Source organism: Enterococcus sp. OL5 (assembly GCF_006491895.1).
GTDB lineage: Bacteria > Bacillota > Bacilli > Lactobacillales > Enterococcaceae > Enterococcus_D > Enterococcus_D innesii.
Window position 1 is genome coordinate 490,702 of sequence record NZ_VHIL01000001.1, and the last position, 19,025, is coordinate 509,726.

Genomic DNA, 19,025 nt, shown 5'->3' on the forward strand with positions numbered 1-19,025 from the left:
CATCGGCTCCTCTCTATAGTATGTTTTGTCCAACTGCCTTTTCGACATTTTCTTGAATCATTCGCTTACCGATTCCTCGGGAACCATCATAATCAGGAATCAAGATGACTGCAGGTGTCATTTTTTGTTGGACTTTTGCTAATTCATCGGGAATCAGCTCGGCACATTTTTCAGTCAGGTAGATGATCGTACTGTTCTTCATTAATTTTGCCAGCGCCTGCTTCACTTCTTTTTCTTCCGAGGCATAGCAGACCTGAAAGCCAAATAGTTGAAAAGGAATGACGGATTCTTTCTCGCCGATCACGCCGATTTTATGAGTCATAGTGCCGCATCCTTTCTCTGAGTTGTTCTTCCGTAAAGCCACTGCGTTTGCCTACTAGCAAGATACGCAGATTTTGCAGTTCCAAAACCTTAGCATTCAAAAATGCCAGTAAAGGCAGTGGTCCTAAAGCATCTGTTTGAGCTTGAGCATAGCTTTCTGTGATCAAATTGTCTTGTAAAAGTGCCAAGCCAGCAAAGTCGATCACCTGTTCATGAATCAAAGGCCGCAATACTTCCTGATAATCACTTTCTAATAAGAAGGCTAAAAAGTCGCTATAGGACGCATCCGCAAACGCTAAAAATTCTTCTTTCGGGATACTGCCAACACTCACTAAGACTGCCTCCATAAAACTGCGCGATCGTTTTTGAAGTACACAACGAGCGGCAATCGTTATATTGGTCAGATCGATCATCTTGATGACAGCTTCTTGCAGTTCTGGGATCTTGATTTCATCTGCCAGTCGCCGTTGTTCATGTAAATACCGGCGATCGTAAATGATATCGATGCCTTGCAGCACGGCGCCACCTTCTAAGTACTCCCGCACCTCTTGGATCGTAGTCACGATTTTCTCAGGCAATACCTCTGAGGTTCCCGTTTTGATGGCGGTCCGACACTCATCGATCGTGTAAAAACCATCTTCGATCAGTAGATGATCATAATCTTTGCCAGTCACTGACTCTTTGGTCAAGACTTTTAGATTATGGAAAGTAAAAGGCATCATATACAGTCGGAGGATCTCTTGATCAGGAACCAGCTCGGCCAATTCTTTGATCGTCTTTAACAATTCTTCATCGAGATAGGTTTCGAATCGTTCATGAAAATCTGGCTTCAAATAGCGTTGATAATGGGGCTGCTGCAAGACAGCTTCGACTTCAGCAAACCCTTTTGCCGCAATCATTTGCTCGACTTCTTGCGGCTTTAACAACGTCATCTCTTTCAGCCGAATGATTGGATTCAATTGATGATAGTTCCTCATGGATCAACCTCCTTGTTGTATGATCTGCAACCACCGTTCCCGGGTTTCTTTCTTGTATTCATCAAGCAGTACCTGATAGGTAAAATTGTATTGAATGCCGTTGTCATCCACTAAAAAGCCCGCTTCTGTCAATGGTACGCCTGCTTTGATTTGATACGGTAGTTTTGATTGACAAGACGTAAGCCAAGCGGCATCTAGATGGGCTGTTTGCTCAGGACCAGCGTGGAAGGTCACCGTCCCACTGATCGGCAACTGCTGCAGCACATTTTCAGCAAATGATTGCAGCTCTTCTGGCGTCCAGGCAACCATTTGTTGATACGCTTGCTCAAAAAGTTGTGTCAGGTATTCGTTTTGTTTCACCATTTGCTGCTGCTTAGCGGCACTTGCTTGGCGATTCAGCGCTTGCTGATAATGTTTTTCGGCTTGCTTTTTTGCTTGCTGGGCACGAAGCTGCAAGTCCGACTCTTTTTTCGCCCAGTCACGTGCCATCGTTTCACTGATCCTAGCACGTTCAGCGGCAGCCAAACGTTCCCGTTTTGTCTGCGCTTCTTGGTCTAGTTCAGCAATCATTTTGTCGATTGCATCCATACCTTCGCCCCCTTTAAATCGTTCCTAAAAGTAAGAAAGAAATAACAAAGCCTAAGATGGCATACATCTCAACCATTACTGAGAACATGACCCCTTTAAAGAAATGCTCTGGTTTCTTCGCTAAAATTTGAATCCCAGCTGCAGCGACTTTCCCTTGGGCCATTCCTGAGAATAAGCCAGTAAAGGCAACTGGCAGTGAGGCCATCAAGTACGCCATACCAGTCACTGTCGACATTTCACCACTTAAGCTACCATAGATCATAAACGCAATAACGAATCCGTATAGTCCTTGCGTTCCGGGAAGCAATTGTAAAATCAAGGCTTGTCCAAACTTCTCCGGCTGATTCGTCGTTAAGGCTGCTGCTGCTTCACCAGTTTGGCCCACCCCTTTGGCTGAACCGATCCCAGAAAAGATCGTAGCGATCCCCATTCCGATAATTGCAAACACCATACCACCATTATTATTAATTAAGTAATCAATCATTTATTGTCTCCTCCATTTTCTTTATCAAAATCAACGTATTTCTCACTTGGCTTGAAGGTTTCAAATTGGCGCCCCCCACCAGTGAAAAATTTTCCGAAAAACTCTACATATTGTAAACGAGCGGCATGCACATACGCACTCAGTAACGATAAAAAGATGTTTAAAGCTTGCAGGACAACCAATAAGAGAATGCCTACGGAAAAACGAGCGGCTGGCGGCAAGTAGCCCACCAATAAGTTGAAGGCTGCTGCGATACTCCCACCGGAGATCCCTAATGCCATCAAGCGGCTGTAGCTGACAAAGTCGCCGATGTAACTGGTCACACCGTACAAGTCATACAAGCCTAAAAAGAAGCCGCCCACTTTGGTTTTCCCTTTCAGAATCGGTACCACGATGATCAATAAGGCACTAAAGCCTGCTAAAATCAAGCCGACGGTTGTTAGTGCTGGGACATCGATCAAAAGATTGCCTGCGGCTGCCACTAAAAGACCACTTAAAAGTCCTAGCCACGCAAAGCCTTCGTTGACTGCACCTAAAAGATCCTTTTTGCGGATATTTTCTTTGGCTGCTAAATAAAGGCCTGTAAACAGTTGGATCCCACCAAAAATCATGGATAGACCAAAGATCGCCATAAAATCTTCGGAGGGCGATAAAAGTTGGAAGGGCAATGTAGCGCCAAAGAAGGAGCCGTAGATTGCGCCCCAAATCATAGTTGGCACAGACAAAATCTGGAACAATTTCAGAAACCGTTTGGTCCCTTTGGGCAAACGCAAGGCGTATAGCCCAATCGTGGTCGCGACAGCCATTAATGCACCATAACCTAAGTCAGCCACCATCATACCAAAGAAAACATAGTAAAAAGGTGTCATCCATGGGGTTGGATCGATCTCATCGTATTTTGGCAAGCTGTACATTTCCGTCAACATTTCAAAGGGTTGAATAAACGAGGCGTTTTTTAGCTTCGTTGGCACTTGATTGGCAGCGATCTCCTCTGCAGTGGGTTCTTCAAATGAATAGTAAATCTCGTTGGCAAAGGATTCTTGGACCATTTCCGCCACTAACGGCTGATCCTTTTCTGCGATCCAGCCGCGCAAGAGGGCAAAGGTCTGACCAGCTGCTAAGCGCTGTTGCATCATTGCCCGATTCTCACGAGTCAAAAAAAGTTCTTCCGCTTGCTGCAACAGGATCAGCCGTTGTTTGTGCTGACTGATTTCTGTAATCAGTTCTTTGCGCTGCTGGGTCAAGGAAGTCAAGGCTTGTTTCGCGTTTTGCAAACCAACTTTTGGGTGACTCGGATGTTAGACCGGTTTCTTTCTTCACCCCATATCGGTGAAACAATTGGAACACTTGCTCTTCGATCGCTGCTAAAAACAGGCAGCTGAAATTGACTTTTTTTGGCTCAGAATAGAACACTTCGATATGAACCTCTTCCAATTGACGCAAGGCTTCAGCTAGATCTTCCCAGCGTGGGCCTTCGACACTCCCAGCAAAAAAACTTGTATGAGCAGGTGCTTCGATCACCAGCGGCACGTCAAGATTTTGCCACTGTGTCGCCCATTCTTCCGACTGCGTCGCTGCTTCGATCGCTTCGATCGTCTCTACCCAACGCTCCTGCAAATTCTCGACTTCAACCAGCTCCGTCAATGCTGCGGCTTCATCGAAGCTTGTTTCAAAGTCCGACAGCCGCAAGGCATCTCGTTGCCATTCTGTCCCTTTTTTCGCATCACCATTTTGGCGAATAAAGCGGATCGCTTCTTGCAGTCGACGAATCATTGGTTGGTGAGAAGCACCTTCTGGGGTGGCTCCTGCAAAAAATTCCCGCAGCCAAGTTTCGTTAGTTTCCTGCTCAAATACGTTCTCGATTTCAACAAACTGCATCGTTTGCAGCTTCGTCAATAACCTTTCTTGGTAGTGCTTCGGGGTGATCAACGTTAGTTTATTTAGTTTGGTTACTGCCATAAGTCCCGATCACTCCTTCAACGATCTGTTGAACCGCTTGCTCTTGGAAGCTTTGCATATTTTTTTGGTAACGATCTAACACCTGCTGGTTCTCTTTTGCCAGCTGCTGCTTTTGTGCTGCTAGTGACTGTTGCAACTGCTCTTCGATTGTTGCTTGTTCTTGAGCAAGCGCCTCTTCCAAAGCGGCTGATCGCTCTTGCAATGCTTGTTGCTGCTGGGCTTCTTCCAACTGTAGCTCTTTTTTTAAAGCGAGCAATTGCTGTTCATTGGCTTCTTCTGCTGTTCGTAAACGAGTCAACGCTTCTCTCATCGATTCCCCTCCTATACTATTTGGATACTCAACTGAAAAATAAACAAAAAAAACATACCTCACAAAGAAGTATGCTGATAACAAAAAAAGGCCAGCATTCCTCCAAGAATGTTTGCCTCACCCCTTGGCAAACCTGATCCTTGAAGCATAAAAATGCTCAACCTTTGGCTATTTTATTTTTCAATTCCTGAACTATTATAGCAAAAAAAACGTGTTCTATTCAAGTAGAATCGTCTTTTATGAGAAAAACCTGGTTTCTACTATTGTATGTTCCCTCGAATATCCACTGCTATTGGTTATAGGAATGACTATTATTACTCGCTCAGTCTCTTAAAAACTTTTCACCTAACATTTGCCAGGGATCGCGTTGTTCTTACCAAATTGAAATCGGTAAACATCAATAGAAGACTTAGAATGGATTGAATGAAGAACTTTGAGATTTTTTGAAAATGCTAAACATCATTTGATTGGTACCAAAAAGGAGATAACAATTCCAACAACCTATTCGATCCCTGACAAATCTTAAGTGAGAATTTTGCTTACTTCGCTTCTTTTTTTATTGCTGGCAGCGGTTGGCCCTTTTCTTCACAAATGAAATAAGCGCCTCGATAAAGGCATGTATAACTCTTACCGGGTTCCATGGTTAGAGGAAGCCCATTTTTTACATACATCGGTTTTCTTTCCATTGTCACCCCTTGCCTTTCTGGGAAAAATAAGTCAAAATATACAATAACGTCTTTTATATCTTGCTTTCTATCAAATATTACCAAAATATTCAGATAATTTCTAGTAATTTTTCGCAAAATATCGTAGGATTTCCACTTTTTCTTTTATAAAATGATCGATAAAAACCAAATTGGGAGGAAACTACTGATGTCAGATGAGCGTTGGTTTCAAAGGAGAAGAAAGCGAAACATCGAATTGGGCCTCTGTTTGCTTGTCGTCCTGCCGATGGTCTATGGCTTATGGTTTCAACTGGCTTTTTTGATTCACTACATGTCTTTTTTGTTTGTTGTGGCTGTTCTCACTGCAATTTACGAAGGAATTCCCATCATTTGGGAAGTTATGAGAAACAAGCAACACTGACAAAGTGACCATCTGCTAAATTAACCAAAACAACGAGAGAGGAGTCCTCTAATGAAACGAATTATTATGTCATGTGACTTACAGCATGCTCCAGTCGTCAGGCTGAAGCCAGCTTTTCTTTTGACGCCTTTCCCACAGATTCACCAAGAGTTGCAGAACTTTTCTATTCCGCTTACCATGAAACCATCGATGATGAAGGAGAATCGATCGCTGATTGGCAAAAGGAACTTAGAGAAACTGCTGAAGGCAAATACGGCCCCTTGATTCCAGAACTCTCTTTTCAATTACAAAAGGATAATCATCCTATCGGTGCCATAATAACCAGCACGTTTCAAGAGCTTCCCCTGCTATTATTTGTCGTTATGGACGCAGCATGTAAAGGAAACGGCTTATCCAAACTGTTAATGAGTGAAGTGATCCGACGAGCTAAAGCCATGGGTCTCACACATCTTTACCTGGTAGTGACGGTTGAAAATCAACCAGCCTTCAAACTATATGAAGCATGCGGCTTTTCTATTGCGGGTGAAAGCTGGACTGATCTTTCCTCTTAGCTCTACTTACTATCTAACTGAAAATTTTACCCATTGAAAGCGAGGGATGAACCGATGAATGAACGTCTAGCTACGGCGATTCAACTGCGAGCTGAAAAAAAGCTGCAACAATCAAATGAACAATTGATTCAATTAGCTACCGAAAATCCCCAAGATGGCTTTGTCCAATACCAAACGGCTTGGAGTTATGATCTTTTAGGGGAAGAACAACAGGCAATTCCTTATTATGAACAAGCAATCGCGTTAGGTTTATCAGAAAACGACTTGCCAGATGCCTACCTAGGTCTAGGCAGCACCTATCGTGCCCTCGGCAATTATCAAAAAGCCGAAGAAGTGTTTTTACACGCGATGAAGCAGTTTCCAAAAAATCATGCTTTGCAAACCTTCTATGCCATGACACTGTTTAATCTAGCCGAGTATGAGCAAGCCACTAAACGGCTATTGACCCTGCTTGCCGAAACTTCTAGCGATCCAGATATCCAATCTTACCATCAGGCGCTTTTGTTTTATGCCGATAAGCTCAACGAAACATGGAACTAGAGGTTTCCGTTGGATCAATCCTTCTGCTCCCTTCTCGATTAAAGAAAGGGAGTATTTCTTTTTTCCTGTCCCCTAAATATTCCTTCCCTATCAGCGCTTTGTTGAATCAATAGCCATCGACTTTCCTATAATCCTTTTTCCTTCAATCAATACCAACCATCCATTATCGAAAATTCCGATAACAAAACCAATTGACGAGTACGGTCAAATTTGCTAATTTATCTATGCTTTTTCTATCAATATTTTGGAGGAATGACTATGCCCTTTATTGTCTATTTTTTTCTATCCTTATTGATCATTTATATTCCGACGCCCACACTTTTGCTATTTTTTCAAAAACTTGCCTCCCAGCATGACAATCTGACGGCTTTTAGCAAACTTTTTCTATTATTGATGGTCTTGCTGGATTATTACTTAAGCTATTATTGGTTGAAAAACTGCAAAGTAAAAAAAGCTCACTACCTTTATTTAGTCTTTGTCAATGTCTTCGAATGGCTGATCCACTTCTATCTTTATTCACGATTTGAAACGATCAATCTACTAGTGATTTTGTTGTTCCAGACCGTGCTACTATGTTGCATGATCTTTTTCCCTCTATCGGAGAAATTTCGCTCATTCCTTTTTACCTAAAAAAATCATCTCTGGTTTCCACATAAAAAAACCAGCTTCTCAATCGCTTCTTTCTAAGATGCGATTTAAACGTTCGCTCTCCTTTGTTACGATTGTTAAAAAGGATGTGTTGTGATGTCATTGATCGTCTTGATTGGCGCGCAAGCAGTAGGGAAAATGACGGTGGGCAAAGAACTGGAAAAACGATTGGATGCAAAGCTTTTATTCAATCACCAGACGATTGATCTATTTGCGAATTTTCTTGGCTATAGCCCTGCGGCATTCGCTTTGTCTAATCAAACGCGGATCGAACTTTTCAAAGCCTTTGTTCATAATGAAGCTAATAATACGACAAAATCAATCATCTTTACGGTCTTGATTGATTTCGATCAATCGTCAGATTTAGCTTTTTTACAAGAGATCGCCCAACTATTTACCGATGCCCGACAAGAGGTCTATTTTATTGAATTAGTGGCTGATATTGAGGAACGCTTACAGCGTAATTGCCATGAGGACCGTTTAGTCGCAAAGCCGTCAAAAAGAGCGCTGGCTTTTTCTAGAAACGAGCTTTTGTCTTCATTTGAAAACTATCGCTTAGAAAGCCTGCCCCAGGAATTAACTACCCTTTTTCCAACGATTCCTTCGCTGAAAATCAACAATACCCACTTGTCACCTGATGAAGTTAGTCAAACAATTATTGCCCATTTTTCCTTGACTTAAATCAAAAAGAAACGCCATTTTCAAGCTTTGCTTCAATACGAAATTGTCTATTGACTTTGACGCTGCGTCAAGCGGTATCCTCTAATCAAGAGGAGGTGTCAAAATGAAGGTTTACGTTATGCCAATTTTTTACCAATTGAAGACCAAAGATATTGCACAATCATCGAAATGGTTTGCAGAAATCTTGGGGTTCCAGTCATTGTATCAGTTTCGCAATCAAGAAAATCAAGTGACGATGGACCATCTGCGTCTTGCTGACTACCAGGATTTGATGCTGATTGCCGCAGACTCGTTCACTGTAGGCGATGGGGCAATTTTGAATGTAGCGATGATTGATCTTCAGAATATCGCTCAGAAAATTCCCGAAAAGTGGATCGTGGAACCTTTGATGGAAAAGCCTTGGAATGCCCTTGAAATGACCATCAAAGACCCTAACGGTTATTTGTTTACACTAACAGAGGCGATAAGAAAAAACGAATCAGACTTTCAAACCTTGATGGACCAAACCAAGGATTATTTTCAATAAAAGGAACCGAGTAAGAAGGATGGCTTTCTTACTCGGTTCCTTTTTTATAAAACTTGATTCTGGCAACAATGACAAAAACGAACGCTCCCTAGATTTACCTAGCGAAACTTTTTATCCCATCAGATATACCGTTTTAGTATATTTTTAAATATTAAAGATAATTATTAACACACTCAACTCAGAACATGCTACACTATTTAAAAAGGAGGAGTTCCTATGGAAAAGAAATCGCAGCTTCCGTGGTACAAGCGCAAAAAGTTCTACCTTCCAGTTGCCGTCGTCCTCGGCGTGATTGGGGTTCTTCCCAGTCTCGTCTCTCTTTTCGGGGTCTCGATCGATGATGAATTCAATCCTGATTACTATTCTGATCCGAATGAACCAATGTTCAAGAAAAAACAAAACTGACTGTTGGGATGCCGTATGCAGGTTTTTTGACCAACAAAAAAAGAGCAATCACTCGCTGTTGTGTTTGCTCCTTTTTTAAAAGGGATTCGGCAGACCTACGCACCTTGACAGGGTAAGCTGTTTGGGGAGAGGGCGTTTGAATGCGCGAATGAACAGTAACTTATTACGTGAAACCACTTATACTTTTTTCCTGTTAAAAAATCAATTGCTAACCAATCACAAAGGATCGATTATTTGAAGAAAGAAAAAACGTTAGCCATTAGTTCTACAACTTCCCAGGGAAAACTAAAAAAATCAAACATCCATTTCTCCTCCTTTAATTGACTTTCTTCAAGTTTACCCGCAAAATAAAGCTGTAACATATTTGGACTATTTTTCCGTCCACTTTTTTTAGGAGGGATTTTTTGAAGGCCAATGACTTGTTAAAAGAGTTACGAACGGAACGAAATATTTCACAGCGAAAATTGGTTGAGAACATTTCAGAACGCAGTACACTGGCAACCTTTGAACAAAAAGGGCACCGCATCGCCTTTGATATTTTGCACCAATATTTGGACCGCTTAAATGTCACTTTGGAGGAATTTGAGTATCGCTTGGATGACAATCAAGTCAGCGAGAAAAAGCAGCTATCCAAACAGCTGACCACCGCTTACTATGAAAGCAAGTATTCTGAAGTCCTCTCTTTGATTAACAAAGCCCAAGCGCTGTATAAAACCACGAAGGATTTCTTCTATTATGTCCTGTATAGTCAATTCTTTTTGATTTTAGAAAAAAAAGGCGTGGTTACCAACGAGGAAGAACGGCGCATCATCGAAGCGACCATCAAGAAATACTTGGAACGCATCGACACGTGGGGAAAATTTGAAATCTCCTTATTTACCAATCTGCTCTTCCTCTTTTCTGACGAGTACATCTTGTATCAAATGAAACACCTGAATAAAAAAATTTTTACAGCAATGCGTTAAGTATCAATTATCAAATCTACACAAAATTGCTAACGAATGCGGCTTTCTTGTTTATCGATCGCAAAAACCTGCCGAGTTGGCGCATGTGCTGACGTATCTAGCCGATCACCTGCCGCCGGACAATGATCGTATCCGCTTGATGATTCGTTATTTCGAAGGCATCTACGCCTTGTTTCAAGGCGATCGTACGCTGGGAATGGCCACGATTGAAAAAGCACTGGATTATCTGCGTTTTATTGGGCAAGAAGCATTTGCCAAAGAATTAGAGGCACTGGCTCAGAGTATCTAAAAAAAACCCTGCTGCTTCCTCTCAGTAAGAGAACGACTCTCTTACACGGAGGAAACAGCAGGTTTATTTTTTCTTAAAGTAAATGCAATGCTTCTTTCCAGAGCAAAACTCGTTTGACGGAAGCATTCAAATCAGCTTCCAAATAACGGCCATCTTCAACCGCTTGTACCACAAAAGGGATCTGTTCTTGGTAGGTAGAGGAGATCACTAGATCATTTCCCGCCTGCAACGCCTGTAATGCGGCTTCATTTTGCGGAATGAACTCAGAAAGTCCTGCCATATCCAAGTCATCCGTCATGATGACCCCTTCAAAATGCAATTCATTTCGCAGCAGCTCATGCACGGGTTTTGAAATAGAGGCGGGTACGGTCTTATCGATACTATTGACGATCGTATGGGCGACCAAAATACTATCGGCACCAGCCTTGATCCCTGCGGCAAAAGGTAGAAAATCCGTTTCCCGCAGTGTAGATAGCGGACGGTCATCGGTGACGATTTCGACATGCGAGTCACGATTGTTGCCATAACCAGGAAAATGCTTCAAGGTAGACCCCACGTGGTGTTTCTGTAAAACATGAACCACACGTTTTACAAACGCACTCGTGCCCTGCGCATCCATGCCAATGGTTCGGTCGTAGATAAAGGACTGCGGATCAGTGGAAACATCGGCAACGGGAAACAGCCCAGCATTGATGCCGTACGCTTTTAAAATTCCCGCTTTCTTTGCTGTATCTTCTTCGATCGCCGACCATCCACCTTGGGCATACAGCTGTTGTGGTGAGAGAAAACGCTGATCCGTAAGGTTCGGATTGCGGCTGATGCGAGTCACTGTGCCCCCTTCTTCATCCATACCGATCAACAGCGGAATGGCGCTGGCTGCTTGGTAATCTGAAATTTTCTGTTTCAAGCTCTCCGCCGTCTCATTTTCGGTATCACGGCCGAATAACAGATAGCCGCCAAAGTGATAGTTTTGAAGCTCTTCGATTTGATTGCTTTCAGGTACACGGACAAAAAACAATTGCCCGACCTTTTCCTCCAAACTCATCGTGGCGATTTTTTCTGCTATTGCCTCTTCTGACTGTTCTTGCGTGGAAGTTGACGTGGTTTCTTGGCTTGCACGGATTTCTTCCTTTGTTTCGTCCCTTGAGCTGCTTTGCTGGATCACGGCTGACCCCTCCGTTTGCTGTTTTTGCTGTTCTATCACCCACTTCATCCCTCCCATTGCTACTAAGACCAAGAAAAGAAACAGTCCCATAGCGAGTCCTTTTTTATTCATAGATTCACCTTCCCCTCTAAACAAGTTATTGAGAATGATTAAGCCAATCCTTAGAAAGAAAAAAGTGAACCACTGACGAAATATTCGCAGATGATTCACTTCAATGGATGTTATCGTTCTTTTTTACTCGTTAAACGAACCGTCGGATCAGCCGTTTGTATGGTACCGCACGCCCTACGATATAAATCAACGCAGTTTGTATCGGGAACATGATGACTGCTTTTAGCAAGCGAACCGACCAGATGGCCCAGCTTGTCAAAGGAATATTCAGCATCATAGCTAACCAGATCGGAGTTAAGATCAAGGTTATTAAAAGTGTATTTAACAAGACGACCATCGCCGCTCGTTTTAGTGTGACTTCTTTCCGATAAAAGAAGTAGCCATAAATCAGTCCACCAACGAAGGCATTGATGGTAAAGCCGAAAAAGTAGGCTGATTTTGGAAAAATCACCATTCCTGCGATATCAGCTAATGAGGAGCCAACTGCGGTCCAAAACGGACCAAACAGCATACCCATGATCAGCTGGGGTACAAAAGAAAATGTGATTTTGATATAGGAGGTTTCAAACCCCAAGATTTGCGACAAGACCACCATTAAGGCAATCAAAAGTCCCATGACCGCAATCATGTGTGCATCGACTTTTCTTCTCATAGCGAGCATCTCCTTTTAGAGTTGCTACAAATTCATGCAGCGAATGCGAAAATAAAACCGCGAACGAATGATCGTTCTTCGTCCGAAAGGCAACATCCCATCCTTTCAGCACTTAACGCTTTATTTCCTACTCTGATTTTTATTAGGTATTGCTACCCAGACACACTATAGCATACAAGCGGGGACTGCTACAATTTTTCTTGCTTATTTTTTTGTACAAACTCTGCCAATGTTCGCTTTTCGTTTTTGCATATCAAAAAAAACGCTTTTCTCATGTGAATCTTTCTGCCACTAGTAAGTGAGCAGCAAACATTCTCAAAAAAAGCGTTCATTCCTGTTTCTTGTTTCATTTCGTGCCTTACTACCCAATCAAATTGTCATTGATCAATACCGATTTGATGTCGCGTAATTGATGATCGATAGCAAGTTGTTCATGGGTCATCGTTGCGGTGACCTCTTTCATGGCATGCATTTCTTCATTCAATTCGTTGATATTCGTTACTAATTTGTTCAATGCTTCGATAATCAATTGATTGTTATCCATGGTGAAACACTCCTTTTTGTGATGGTTGAGGTTAGTCTTCTTCGTTGATTGGCTGCTTCATCGTACCAACGGCGGCAACTGCGCGTTTCGTTTTATAAAACAATTTGTATAAAACAAGAACGACGACTGGGATCAGTCCGCATAAAATGTAGATTTGCGAATAATCAAACAGACCGTGCAAGCTTCCTAATGCATAGGGACCTACGCCTAAGCCGAGATCCAGCCCGATGAAATAAGTGGAGAGCGCTACGCCGACACGGTGAGGATCGACCTCTTTCAGACAGACAGCTTGGCCATTTGACATGAAGGTGCCATAGCCTAAGCCGACAAAGCAACCCGCAAGCAACAACATCCAGCTGTTGCCGGTAATACTTAATAAGAAAAGACCAAGGGTCAAGAAAAGAAAGCTAGGATACATGACTGCATCGGCGCCATGACGGTCAAATAGTTTCCCAGTCATTGGTCGAGTGAAGGTCACGGAAAGTGCATAGACGATGAAGAAAAAGGCACCGGCCGTTTCTAACCCAAGGTCACTGGCGTAGATCGACAAGAAGCCGAGAACACTGGAATAAGCCAATCCGATCAAAAAGGCAATCCCGGAAATGAAAAAGACTTTTGGTTCGACAAAACTTTTGATGGACCATTTTTTTAGTTGTGCTCTGTGTTCTTCTGTTAATGGGATGTTTTTGACTGGGAACCAGAAACAAGCGATGGCTGTTGCGATTGATAAGATGGTTGCTAACCAAATAATGAAATCAAAGCCGACGGTCGGCAGTAAAAGCATGCCAATAAAAGGTCCGACTGCCGCTGCTAAACTGGTACTTAATCCATAGTAATTGATCCCTTCCCCATGTTTGGAAGCTGGGATATATGCGGTGACGATCGCATTAGCCGCAGTTGAGACAGCACCATAAGCAAACCCATTGAAAAAGCGCACGGTATCTAAAATGTAGATGTTGACCGAGATTAAATAGGCGGCGGTGGTAAGGACATAAAACAAAATCCCCCAGCGCAAAACGGCTTTGCGACCGACTAATTCTAAAATTTTTCCGACATACAAGCGAGCGATCAAGGTCCCTATGATGTAGATCCCCGCTGCCAAGCCAGCTTGTGCGGTGGATGCCCCTAACTCCTGCGTGGCAAATTTCGCGGTGATGACGACAAAACAATAATACACGAGAAAGACGATAAAATTGATCAAGGTAATCGTGATAAACCCTTTGTTCCATAGTTTTTCATTTTTGGTTGATGGCAACGAGCTGACGACTCCTTCTTGATTGGTTTCCCTATCTGACATGTTTCTTCCATTCCTCCTGTTTGTGCTGTGATGCGTTCTACTATACCGAAACTTCCTCTGCTTGAAATGCGCTTTTGCTGTTAAAAAAGAGCATTAACAAGAAACATTAACATTTGTTATTGCTTTTTCACCAGAAATGTCTTTTAATGAAGCATGAATAGAGGAAATTTCAGATTTTTTTCAGAAAATGTTGGGTTGGCATCAAGTGAAGGAGTAACGTGGGTGGAGAAACAGATATTACGTGATTATTTAGAAAAACAAGCAATACCGGTCGTTATCCGTAAGAAAAAGAGTTACTTGACGTATGAAGGGATCCCGGATCGGTACGTCTACATTTCAAAAAAAGGCATCATCAAAACTAGCGTAGTGACCCATGAAGGGCGCGAATTCAACTTGCGCTATTTGACGGATTTCGAAATCGTCTCTTTGTTTAAAGACGAATCCTCTCAAGAAGTCGAAGCCCCTTTTAATGTGCGGGTTGAATCAGAAGAAGCCGAATTATACAAAATCGTGCGGGATCAATTTTGGGCAGATGTCAATCGTGACCGTCTGCTGCAGGACTATGTCAAAGAGTATTATCGACGAAATTTGATGGATACGATGAAAAAGATGCAGCAAATGCTGATGAACGGCAAATTCGGTGCTGTCTGTACCCAAATCAATGAGTTGTATGAAACTTTTGGGGTTCAAACAACTGAGGGTGTCTTGATCGATTTTGAAGTCACCAATGAAGAGATTGCTCGCTTTTGCGGCATTACCTCTGCCAGCAGTGTCAATCGAATGATGCAAAAATTACGAGAATCTGGCGCCTTAAAAAGTGTCGATCGCAAACTATTAGTGACAGATATCGACTTTATTCGGGAGAATATTATTTATTGATCAAAAAAAAGACTTTATATGCCTATTGGTTTCAGGCACACAAAGTCTTTTTTCGATTAAATAAACGTCACCGTTTCCGTCACTTCGATCGTTGGATCTAATGATTGGATCACGGGGCAATTTGGTGAAACGAGTTTTAGGCAACGGGTCGCTTTGTCATGATCAGCTTCGGCGATTTTCGCATAAAACTGAATTTGGATAGCACTGACTGGTTGGGCTTTTTTATTGTCGTCTCGGTCATAGCTGACTTCGATCTTTTCGATTTCTGCTGTGATTTTTGAATTCTCTAAGACGGATGCGTATACATAGCCGCCGCAAGCAGCGACCGCACTCACCAGCATTTGGACTGGCGAATAGCCTTTTTCCCGTGCTAACACCCAATTGCCCGTTGGGGTCGTCATTTCAAATTTGTCGCTTCCTTGATGGATCGTTAATGTTTCTACTGTCATCGTTTTTCTCTCCTCACAAAATGATCTGGTTCAACTTCGACCCATTCATACAATGGGGTCAAAGTAATCGTGCTTTGAATTTCCGTTTGTTCCATCGCACCTCTTGCTAACACAGGATCAGCGATCGGCGCTGCTGCTAATAATTTCTTCGTGTAAGGATGCAGCGGATTTTCAAACAAACGGTCGGTAGGTGCCAATTCAACTAATTTCCCTTGATACATGACGGCTGTTCGATCACTGATATGACGAATCACGGACAAGTCATGAGAAATGAATAAATAAGACAATGAAAACTCTTTTTGTAGACGCAGCAGCAATTGGATGATCTGAGCCTGAATGGAGACATCTAATGCCGAAGTCGGTTCATCACACAAGACGAACGCCGGGCGATTGACCACTGCACGAGCGATGCCAATCCGTTGCCGTTGTCCGCCGCTGAAACTGCGGGGCAATTTATGGACATCATCACCGGTGATCCCGACGATCGCTAAGATTTCTTTGGCTTTCGCTCGAGCAGCATCTTTCGTTTCATGATACAACGGCTCCATCACCAGTTCAAGTGCCGTCATCCGGGGATTCAATGATGAATACGGATCTTGGAAAATGATCTGCATTTGCTGATACGCTGCTTTGCGATCTTCTGCCGTCAATGCTGTTAGCTCTTTGCCTTCAAAGAAAATCTCCCCGCTTGTTAAGGTCTCTAAATTTAAAATACTGCGTCCTAAAGTGGTTTTCCCACTTCCAGATTCCCCCACTAGCCCCAATGTCTCGCCTCGATGAATCGTTAGGCTGACATCTTCGACCGCTCGGACTTCGCTGACAGTGCCGCGCCAGTTTTTACTGCGAAAGGTTTTCGTCGCATGTTCTACGCGAATCAGTTCTTCCATTATTCTGTCACCTCCTGATTACGCCAGACGCGATGGGTCTTAGATAGCTGCGTTTCTTGCAACTCATCTGCCAATGTCTCGTGATAATCAAAGACTTTTAATTCAGCATGCTTGTCGCCTAAATTGGCCGCTTGCAATAACTGTTTCGTATAAGGATGTGCCGGTTGATAAAAGATTTCTTCCGTGGTGCCTTCTTCCACGACTTGTCCTTGATACATCACTTTAATAAAGTCGCACATTCCTGCAACGACCCCAAAGTCATGGGTCACAAGGACGACGGAAAGCTGGTTCTCTCTTTGCAGGTTTTTGATCAATGCCAAAATCTGTGCTTGGATCGTCACATCTAAAGCCGTCGTCGGTTCATCGGCGATCAGCAATTTCGGTTGCGCCAACAAAGCCATGGCGATCATCACCCGTTGACGCATCCCCCCAGATAGCTCATGAGGATATTGTTTCATACGTTGTGCTGGAAAAGGTATGCCGACTTTTTCTAACTCTTTGACGGCGATTTCTTGTGCTGCTTTTTTCGATACTTTTTGTGAGCGGCGAATCACTTCGATCAAATGATAGCCGATCGTGCGCAAAGGATTTAACGAAGTCATCGGGTCTTGAAAAATCATAGCAATTGGTAATGTTCGACGATCGCTAACTGCTGCTCCTTCAAATGTATAACTGGCATAGTGATCGGTCACTTTATCGGGCAAAAGATCCATGACACTTTTCATGGTCATACTTTTGCCGCTGCCTGATTCGCCGACGATCCCAACCACTTTGCCCTTAGGAATCACCAGATCAAGATTTTTGACTAACGGTTTCGGCCCGGTTTTGCTTTGAAACGTCACATTCAACGCTTCGATCGCTAATAATTCTGTCTCCATCGGTCACACCTCTCTTTGCAAGACATGTTTGATCATGTCGCCGATATTGTTAAAGGAATAGATGGTGAAAATAACAAAAAGCCCGGGAAGGATCGCCATGTATGGTGCCCGCTGCAAGCTGTTTTGCGCGTTTTGCAACAGACTGCCCCACGATGCCATCGGTTGCTGAATCCCTAATCCAAGGAAGCTCAATGCTGATTCGGTCATGATCGCCCCAGAAATACTTGCGGATGCCGCAACGATCAAGGTTGGTAGTACTGCGGGGAAAACATGCTTCACGATAATACTGAATGAAGAACGGCCGATAAATTTCCCATAAGCGACATATTCCCGTTCTTTCGCCGCTAACGTTTCACCACGAATCAAACGAGCGATGTTCATCCAGGAGAAGCCGCCGATCACAATAATAATCGTGGTTAGTCCGGGACGTAAAAAGACGCTCAAAACGATCACTAACACCAACCAAGGAATCGATGACAATACATCGACGAGCCGCATCAGCAAGTTGTCGATCCAACCGCCAAAGTAGCCAGAAACAAGACCGACAAGAGTCCCAATAAACGTCGCAGTTATCATTGCCAAAACACCTACAAACAAGGACACCCGACCGCCGTAGACGACCCGAATAAAGTAATCCCGCCCCACTTCATCGGTTCCAAATAAATGAGCCCAACTCGGCGGCTGTGACATGTTGCTGACATCCGTTGCATTGGGATCGATGGGGATCAAAGGTGCAACAAGCGACAAAATAATCAATAACGTCAGGAAAACGACAGAAAAGGTATAGATGGGCGAAGCAAGCATGACTTCACTGATTTTTTTGAAACGTTTCATTACTTGCTCCCTCCTTTACGGATACGTGGATCAACCACGGAGTATAATACATCCGCTAACAAATTCCCTAAGATGACCAGTGTTGCTGACAGCAGCATGATGGCCATGATCACAGGATAATCGAGGCTTTTCGTCGCACTCATCAAGTAAGGTCCGACGCCCGGCCAGCCGTAGATCGTTTCTGTAATGATCGCACCGGTAACTAACATCGGCAACGCCAAGCCGATTTGGGTGACAACGGGAATCAAAATATTGCGACTGATGTGCCGGCTGAAAATCTGCCATTTGCTGGCATGAAATGCCCGTTGCACCATCACGTAGTCTTCTGAAACTTGTTGTGTCGCTGATGCCCGGATATACCGCGTCAAATCTGGAAAGAAGGCGACTGTCAATGTGGTATAAGGCAAAATAAAATGCTGCAGAAAATCGCCAAAATCCCCTTCTTTACCGACCGTATACATGCCAATGATTGGAAACATATTTAATAAGTAACCAAACACATAAATCAAGATCATCGCAAACCAGAAGGTCGGCACAGCGATCCCTAAAGATGCCACAGCGTCAATGATCCGATCCCAAATCTTTCCTTTGTTGGCAGCAGCCAACAGGCCCAAAATGATCGCCAACAACAAGGCAGTCAAATAAGCGGGGATCACTAGGCGCATAGTATTGGGAATCCGAGTCGCAAGTTCTTGTGAAATACTACTTTGAGACACCAAAGAAAAGCCAAGATTACCGGTAAGAATATTTCTGATCCAAAGAAAATATTGAACCAAAAAGGGTTGATCCAAGCCATAGCGCTGCCGCAAAAGATCGATTTGCTCTTGCGACATATTGGGTGTCGTGATGGAGTCGATCACATCATACGGTGCGATATGTATAAGCGAAAAAACGATAAAAGAGATCACAAACAGCAAAGGGATTGCTTGCAATACTCGTTTTGCAATGTATCGAAACATAACTGACCTACTTTCTTTTTCATAGAAAAAAGCTGTGATA

The 19,025-nt window shown here is 43.2% G+C and carries 24 protein-coding genes, 2 pseudogenes, 1 riboswitch and 1 other annotated feature; of the genes and pseudogenes, 10 read left to right on the plus strand and 16 right to left on the minus strand.

Annotation, left to right across the window (positions count from 1 at the left end):
- Nucleotides 1-13 precede the first annotated feature (13 nt).
- The 7 genes and pseudogenes from FJU10_RS02230 to FJU10_RS02260 all read right to left on the minus strand — a co-directional run bounded on the left by FJU10_RS02230 (nucleotide 14) and on the right by FJU10_RS02260 (nucleotide 5,442).
- Nucleotides 14-322, minus strand: a complete 309-nt coding sequence (locus tag FJU10_RS02230; RefSeq protein ID WP_005225570.1) for a V-type ATP synthase subunit F — start codon at nucleotides 320-322, stop codon at nucleotides 14-16.
- A complete protein-coding gene (locus FJU10_RS02235) occupies nucleotides 312-1,298 on the minus strand; it encodes a V-type ATPase subunit (protein ID WP_140965052.1) in 987 nt (328 codons plus the stop codon). Before FJU10_RS02235 ends, FJU10_RS02230 begins: the two co-directional genes overlap by 11 nt.
- 3 nt (nucleotides 1,299-1,301) lie before the next feature.
- Nucleotides 1,302-1,886 carry a hypothetical protein gene (locus FJU10_RS02240; RefSeq protein ID WP_140965053.1) on the minus strand — a complete coding sequence of 195 codons (585 nt, stop codon included), beginning with the start codon at nucleotides 1,884-1,886 and terminating at the stop codon, nucleotides 1,302-1,304.
- Between the two features lie 13 nt (nucleotides 1,887-1,899).
- Nucleotides 1,900-2,370, minus strand: a complete 471-nt coding sequence (locus tag FJU10_RS02245; protein ID WP_005225567.1) for a V-type ATP synthase subunit K — start codon at nucleotides 2,368-2,370, stop codon at nucleotides 1,900-1,902.
- Nucleotides 2,367-4,329: pseudogene (locus tag FJU10_RS19745) on the minus strand (V-type ATP synthase subunit I). The gene FJU10_RS02245 and the pseudogene FJU10_RS19745 overlap by 4 nt, the downstream one beginning before the upstream one ends.
- Nucleotides 4,307-4,639, minus strand: a complete 333-nt coding sequence (locus FJU10_RS02255) for a V-type ATPase, subunit F family protein (RefSeq protein WP_140965054.1) — start codon at nucleotides 4,637-4,639, stop codon at nucleotides 4,307-4,309. The pseudogene FJU10_RS19745 and the gene FJU10_RS02255 overlap by 23 nt, the downstream one beginning before the upstream one ends.
- Before the next feature lie 110 nt (nucleotides 4,640-4,749).
- Nucleotides 4,750-4,802: a sequence feature (sodium ion sensor (DUF1646 type); this cis-regulatory element may regulate processes involved in with the transportation of sodium ions), on the minus strand.
- Between the two features lie 376 nt (nucleotides 4,803-5,178).
- Complete coding sequence (locus tag FJU10_RS02260) at nucleotides 5,179-5,442, minus strand: hypothetical protein (RefSeq protein WP_140965055.1); 264 nt, start codon at nucleotides 5,440-5,442, stop codon at nucleotides 5,179-5,181.
- A 70-nt stretch (nucleotides 5,443-5,512) separates the two neighbouring features.
- Here FJU10_RS02260 and FJU10_RS02265 point away from each other — a divergent pair, with 70 nt between their 5' ends.
- From FJU10_RS02265 to FJU10_RS02300, 9 genes and pseudogenes are all read left to right on the plus strand, one after another.
- Nucleotides 5,513-5,725, plus strand: a complete 213-nt coding sequence (locus tag FJU10_RS02265) for a hypothetical protein (protein WP_140965056.1) — start codon at nucleotides 5,513-5,515, stop codon at nucleotides 5,723-5,725.
- Between the two features lie 51 nt (nucleotides 5,726-5,776).
- A complete protein-coding gene (locus tag FJU10_RS19205; RefSeq protein WP_223272950.1) occupies nucleotides 5,777-5,989 on the plus strand; it encodes a hypothetical protein in 213 nt (70 codons plus the stop codon).
- Complete coding sequence (locus FJU10_RS02270) at nucleotides 5,986-6,276, plus strand: GNAT family N-acetyltransferase (protein WP_262984541.1); 291 nt, start codon at nucleotides 5,986-5,988, stop codon at nucleotides 6,274-6,276. The genes FJU10_RS19205 and FJU10_RS02270 overlap by 4 nt, the downstream gene beginning before the upstream one ends.
- Before the next feature lie 54 nt (nucleotides 6,277-6,330).
- A complete protein-coding gene (locus FJU10_RS02275; RefSeq protein WP_140965057.1) occupies nucleotides 6,331-6,816 on the plus strand; it encodes a tetratricopeptide repeat protein in 486 nt (161 codons plus the stop codon).
- A 258-nt stretch (nucleotides 6,817-7,074) separates the two neighbouring features.
- The gene (locus FJU10_RS02280) at nucleotides 7,075-7,446 is read left to right on the plus strand and encodes a hypothetical protein (protein ID WP_140965058.1); all 372 of its coding nucleotides are present in this window, start codon (nucleotides 7,075-7,077) and stop codon (nucleotides 7,444-7,446) included.
- A 114-nt stretch (nucleotides 7,447-7,560) separates the two neighbouring features.
- A complete protein-coding gene (locus tag FJU10_RS02285; RefSeq protein ID WP_140965059.1) occupies nucleotides 7,561-8,145 on the plus strand; it encodes a hypothetical protein in 585 nt (194 codons plus the stop codon).
- Nucleotides 8,146-8,248: 103 nt separating this feature from the next.
- Nucleotides 8,249-8,671, plus strand: a complete 423-nt coding sequence (locus tag FJU10_RS02290) for a VOC family protein (protein ID WP_140965060.1) — start codon at nucleotides 8,249-8,251, stop codon at nucleotides 8,669-8,671.
- Nucleotides 8,672-8,887: 216 nt separating this feature from the next.
- Nucleotides 8,888-9,076: a hypothetical protein gene (locus FJU10_RS02295; RefSeq protein ID WP_005225554.1), complete on the plus strand. Its 189-nt coding sequence runs from the start codon at nucleotides 8,888-8,890 to the stop codon at nucleotides 9,074-9,076.
- 404 nt (nucleotides 9,077-9,480) lie between these two features.
- Nucleotides 9,481-10,330: pseudogene (locus FJU10_RS02300) on the plus strand (Rgg/GadR/MutR family transcriptional regulator).
- 73 nt (nucleotides 10,331-10,403) lie between these two features.
- On the opposite strand, the gene FJU10_RS02305 reads toward FJU10_RS02300, so the two are convergent.
- From FJU10_RS02305 to FJU10_RS02320, 4 genes are all read right to left on the minus strand, one after another.
- Complete coding sequence (locus FJU10_RS02305; protein WP_140965061.1) at nucleotides 10,404-11,606, minus strand: glycoside hydrolase family 3 protein; 1,203 nt, start codon at nucleotides 11,604-11,606, stop codon at nucleotides 10,404-10,406.
- 130 nt (nucleotides 11,607-11,736) lie between these two features.
- Nucleotides 11,737-12,267: a folate family ECF transporter S component gene (locus tag FJU10_RS02310; protein ID WP_140965062.1), complete on the minus strand. Its 531-nt coding sequence runs from the start codon at nucleotides 12,265-12,267 to the stop codon at nucleotides 11,737-11,739.
- A 26-nt stretch (nucleotides 12,268-12,293) separates the two neighbouring features.
- Nucleotides 12,294-12,395: riboswitch (THF riboswitch) on the minus strand.
- A 224-nt stretch (nucleotides 12,396-12,619) separates the two neighbouring features.
- The gene (locus FJU10_RS02315) at nucleotides 12,620-12,802 is read right to left on the minus strand and encodes a hypothetical protein (RefSeq protein ID WP_005225550.1); all 183 of its coding nucleotides are present in this window, start codon (nucleotides 12,800-12,802) and stop codon (nucleotides 12,620-12,622) included.
- A 31-nt stretch (nucleotides 12,803-12,833) separates the two neighbouring features.
- Nucleotides 12,834-14,099: an MFS transporter gene (locus FJU10_RS02320; RefSeq protein WP_140965063.1), complete on the minus strand. Its 1,266-nt coding sequence runs from the start codon at nucleotides 14,097-14,099 to the stop codon at nucleotides 12,834-12,836.
- Nucleotides 14,100-14,321: 222 nt separating this feature from the next.
- Between FJU10_RS02320 and FJU10_RS02325 the strand changes: the two genes are divergently transcribed.
- Nucleotides 14,322-14,978: a Crp/Fnr family transcriptional regulator gene (locus FJU10_RS02325; RefSeq protein ID WP_140965064.1), complete on the plus strand. Its 657-nt coding sequence runs from the start codon at nucleotides 14,322-14,324 to the stop codon at nucleotides 14,976-14,978.
- A 56-nt stretch (nucleotides 14,979-15,034) separates the two neighbouring features.
- Here FJU10_RS02325 and FJU10_RS02330 read toward each other — a convergent pair whose 3' ends face one another.
- Genes FJU10_RS02330 through FJU10_RS02350 form a run of 5 tightly spaced genes read right to left on the minus strand, consistent with a single transcriptional unit; the run spans nucleotide 15,035 to nucleotide 18,985 of the window.
- Nucleotides 15,035-15,427 carry an OsmC family protein gene (locus FJU10_RS02330; RefSeq protein WP_140965065.1) on the minus strand — a complete coding sequence of 131 codons (393 nt, stop codon included), beginning with the start codon at nucleotides 15,425-15,427 and terminating at the stop codon, nucleotides 15,035-15,037.
- Complete coding sequence (locus tag FJU10_RS02335; protein WP_016608213.1) at nucleotides 15,424-16,314, minus strand: ATP-binding cassette domain-containing protein; 891 nt, start codon at nucleotides 16,312-16,314, stop codon at nucleotides 15,424-15,426. The genes FJU10_RS02330 and FJU10_RS02335 overlap by 4 nt, the downstream gene beginning before the upstream one ends.
- A complete protein-coding gene (locus tag FJU10_RS02340; RefSeq protein WP_140965066.1) occupies nucleotides 16,314-17,192 on the minus strand; it encodes an ABC transporter ATP-binding protein in 879 nt (292 codons plus the stop codon). The genes FJU10_RS02335 and FJU10_RS02340 overlap by 1 nt, the downstream gene beginning before the upstream one ends.
- 3 nt (nucleotides 17,193-17,195) lie before the next feature.
- Entirely contained in the window at nucleotides 17,196-18,026 is an 831-nt protein-coding gene (locus tag FJU10_RS02345) for an ABC transporter permease (protein ID WP_005225544.1), read from the minus strand.
- Nucleotides 18,026-18,985, minus strand: coding sequence for an ABC transporter permease (locus tag FJU10_RS02350; RefSeq protein ID WP_005234830.1), 960 nt, complete (start codon nucleotides 18,983-18,985; stop codon nucleotides 18,026-18,028). The genes FJU10_RS02345 and FJU10_RS02350 overlap by 1 nt, the downstream gene beginning before the upstream one ends.
- Nucleotides 18,986-19,025: the final 40 nt, after the last annotated feature.

Excerpts from the sequence above, each read along its gene's own strand:
- FJU10_RS02255 (WP_140965054.1), bottom strand. The coding sequence starts at position 4,639 with ATGAGAGAAGCGTTGACTCGTTTACGAACAGCAGAAGAAGCCAATGAA.
- FJU10_RS02240 (WP_140965053.1), bottom strand. The coding sequence starts at position 1,886 with ATGGATGCAATCGACAAAATGATTGCTGAACTAGACCAAGAAGCGCAG.
- FJU10_RS02345 (WP_005225544.1), bottom strand. The coding sequence starts at position 18,026 with ATGAAACGTTTCAAAAAAATCAGTGAAGTCATGCTTGCTTCGCCCATC.
- FJU10_RS02330 (WP_140965065.1), bottom strand. The coding sequence starts at position 15,427 with ATGACAGTAGAAACATTAACGATCCATCAAGGAAGCGACAAATTTGAA.
- FJU10_RS02280 (WP_140965058.1), top strand. The coding sequence starts at position 7,075 with ATGCCCTTTATTGTCTATTTTTTTCTATCCTTATTGATCATTTATATT.
- FJU10_RS02245 (WP_005225567.1), bottom strand. The coding sequence starts at position 2,370 with ATGATTGATTACTTAATTAATAATAATGGTGGTATGGTGTTTGCAATT.
- FJU10_RS02335 (WP_016608213.1), bottom strand. The coding sequence starts at position 16,314 with ATGGAAGAACTGATTCGCGTAGAACATGCGACGAAAACCTTTCGCAGT.
- FJU10_RS19205 (WP_223272950.1), top strand. The coding sequence starts at position 5,777 with ATGAAACGAATTATTATGTCATGTGACTTACAGCATGCTCCAGTCGTC.
- FJU10_RS02305 (WP_140965061.1), bottom strand. The coding sequence starts at position 11,606 with ATGAATAAAAAAGGACTCGCTATGGGACTGTTTCTTTTCTTGGTCTTA.
- FJU10_RS02275 (WP_140965057.1), top strand. The coding sequence starts at position 6,331 with ATGAATGAACGTCTAGCTACGGCGATTCAACTGCGAGCTGAAAAAAAG.
- FJU10_RS02230 (WP_005225570.1), bottom strand. The coding sequence starts at position 322 with ATGACTCATAAAATCGGCGTGATCGGCGAGAAAGAATCCGTCATTCCT.
- FJU10_RS02310 (WP_140965062.1), bottom strand. The coding sequence starts at position 12,267 with ATGCTCGCTATGAGAAGAAAAGTCGATGCACACATGATTGCGGTCATG.
- FJU10_RS02315 (WP_005225550.1), bottom strand. The coding sequence starts at position 12,802 with ATGGATAACAATCAATTGATTATCGAAGCATTGAACAAATTAGTAACG.
- FJU10_RS02235 (WP_140965052.1), bottom strand. The coding sequence starts at position 1,298 with ATGAGGAACTATCATCAATTGAATCCAATCATTCGGCTGAAAGAGATG.
- FJU10_RS02285 (WP_140965059.1), top strand. The coding sequence starts at position 7,561 with ATGTCATTGATCGTCTTGATTGGCGCGCAAGCAGTAGGGAAAATGACG.
- FJU10_RS02265 (WP_140965056.1), top strand. The coding sequence starts at position 5,513 with ATGTCAGATGAGCGTTGGTTTCAAAGGAGAAGAAAGCGAAACATCGAA.
- FJU10_RS02320 (WP_140965063.1), bottom strand. The coding sequence starts at position 14,099 with ATGTCAGATAGGGAAACCAATCAAGAAGGAGTCGTCAGCTCGTTGCCA.
- FJU10_RS02290 (WP_140965060.1), top strand. The coding sequence starts at position 8,249 with ATGAAGGTTTACGTTATGCCAATTTTTTACCAATTGAAGACCAAAGAT.
- FJU10_RS02350 (WP_005234830.1), bottom strand. The coding sequence starts at position 18,985 with ATGTTTCGATACATTGCAAAACGAGTATTGCAAGCAATCCCTTTGCTG.
- FJU10_RS02340 (WP_140965066.1), bottom strand. The coding sequence starts at position 17,192 with ATGGAGACAGAATTATTAGCGATCGAAGCGTTGAATGTGACGTTTCAA.
- FJU10_RS02295 (WP_005225554.1), top strand. The coding sequence starts at position 8,888 with ATGGAAAAGAAATCGCAGCTTCCGTGGTACAAGCGCAAAAAGTTCTAC.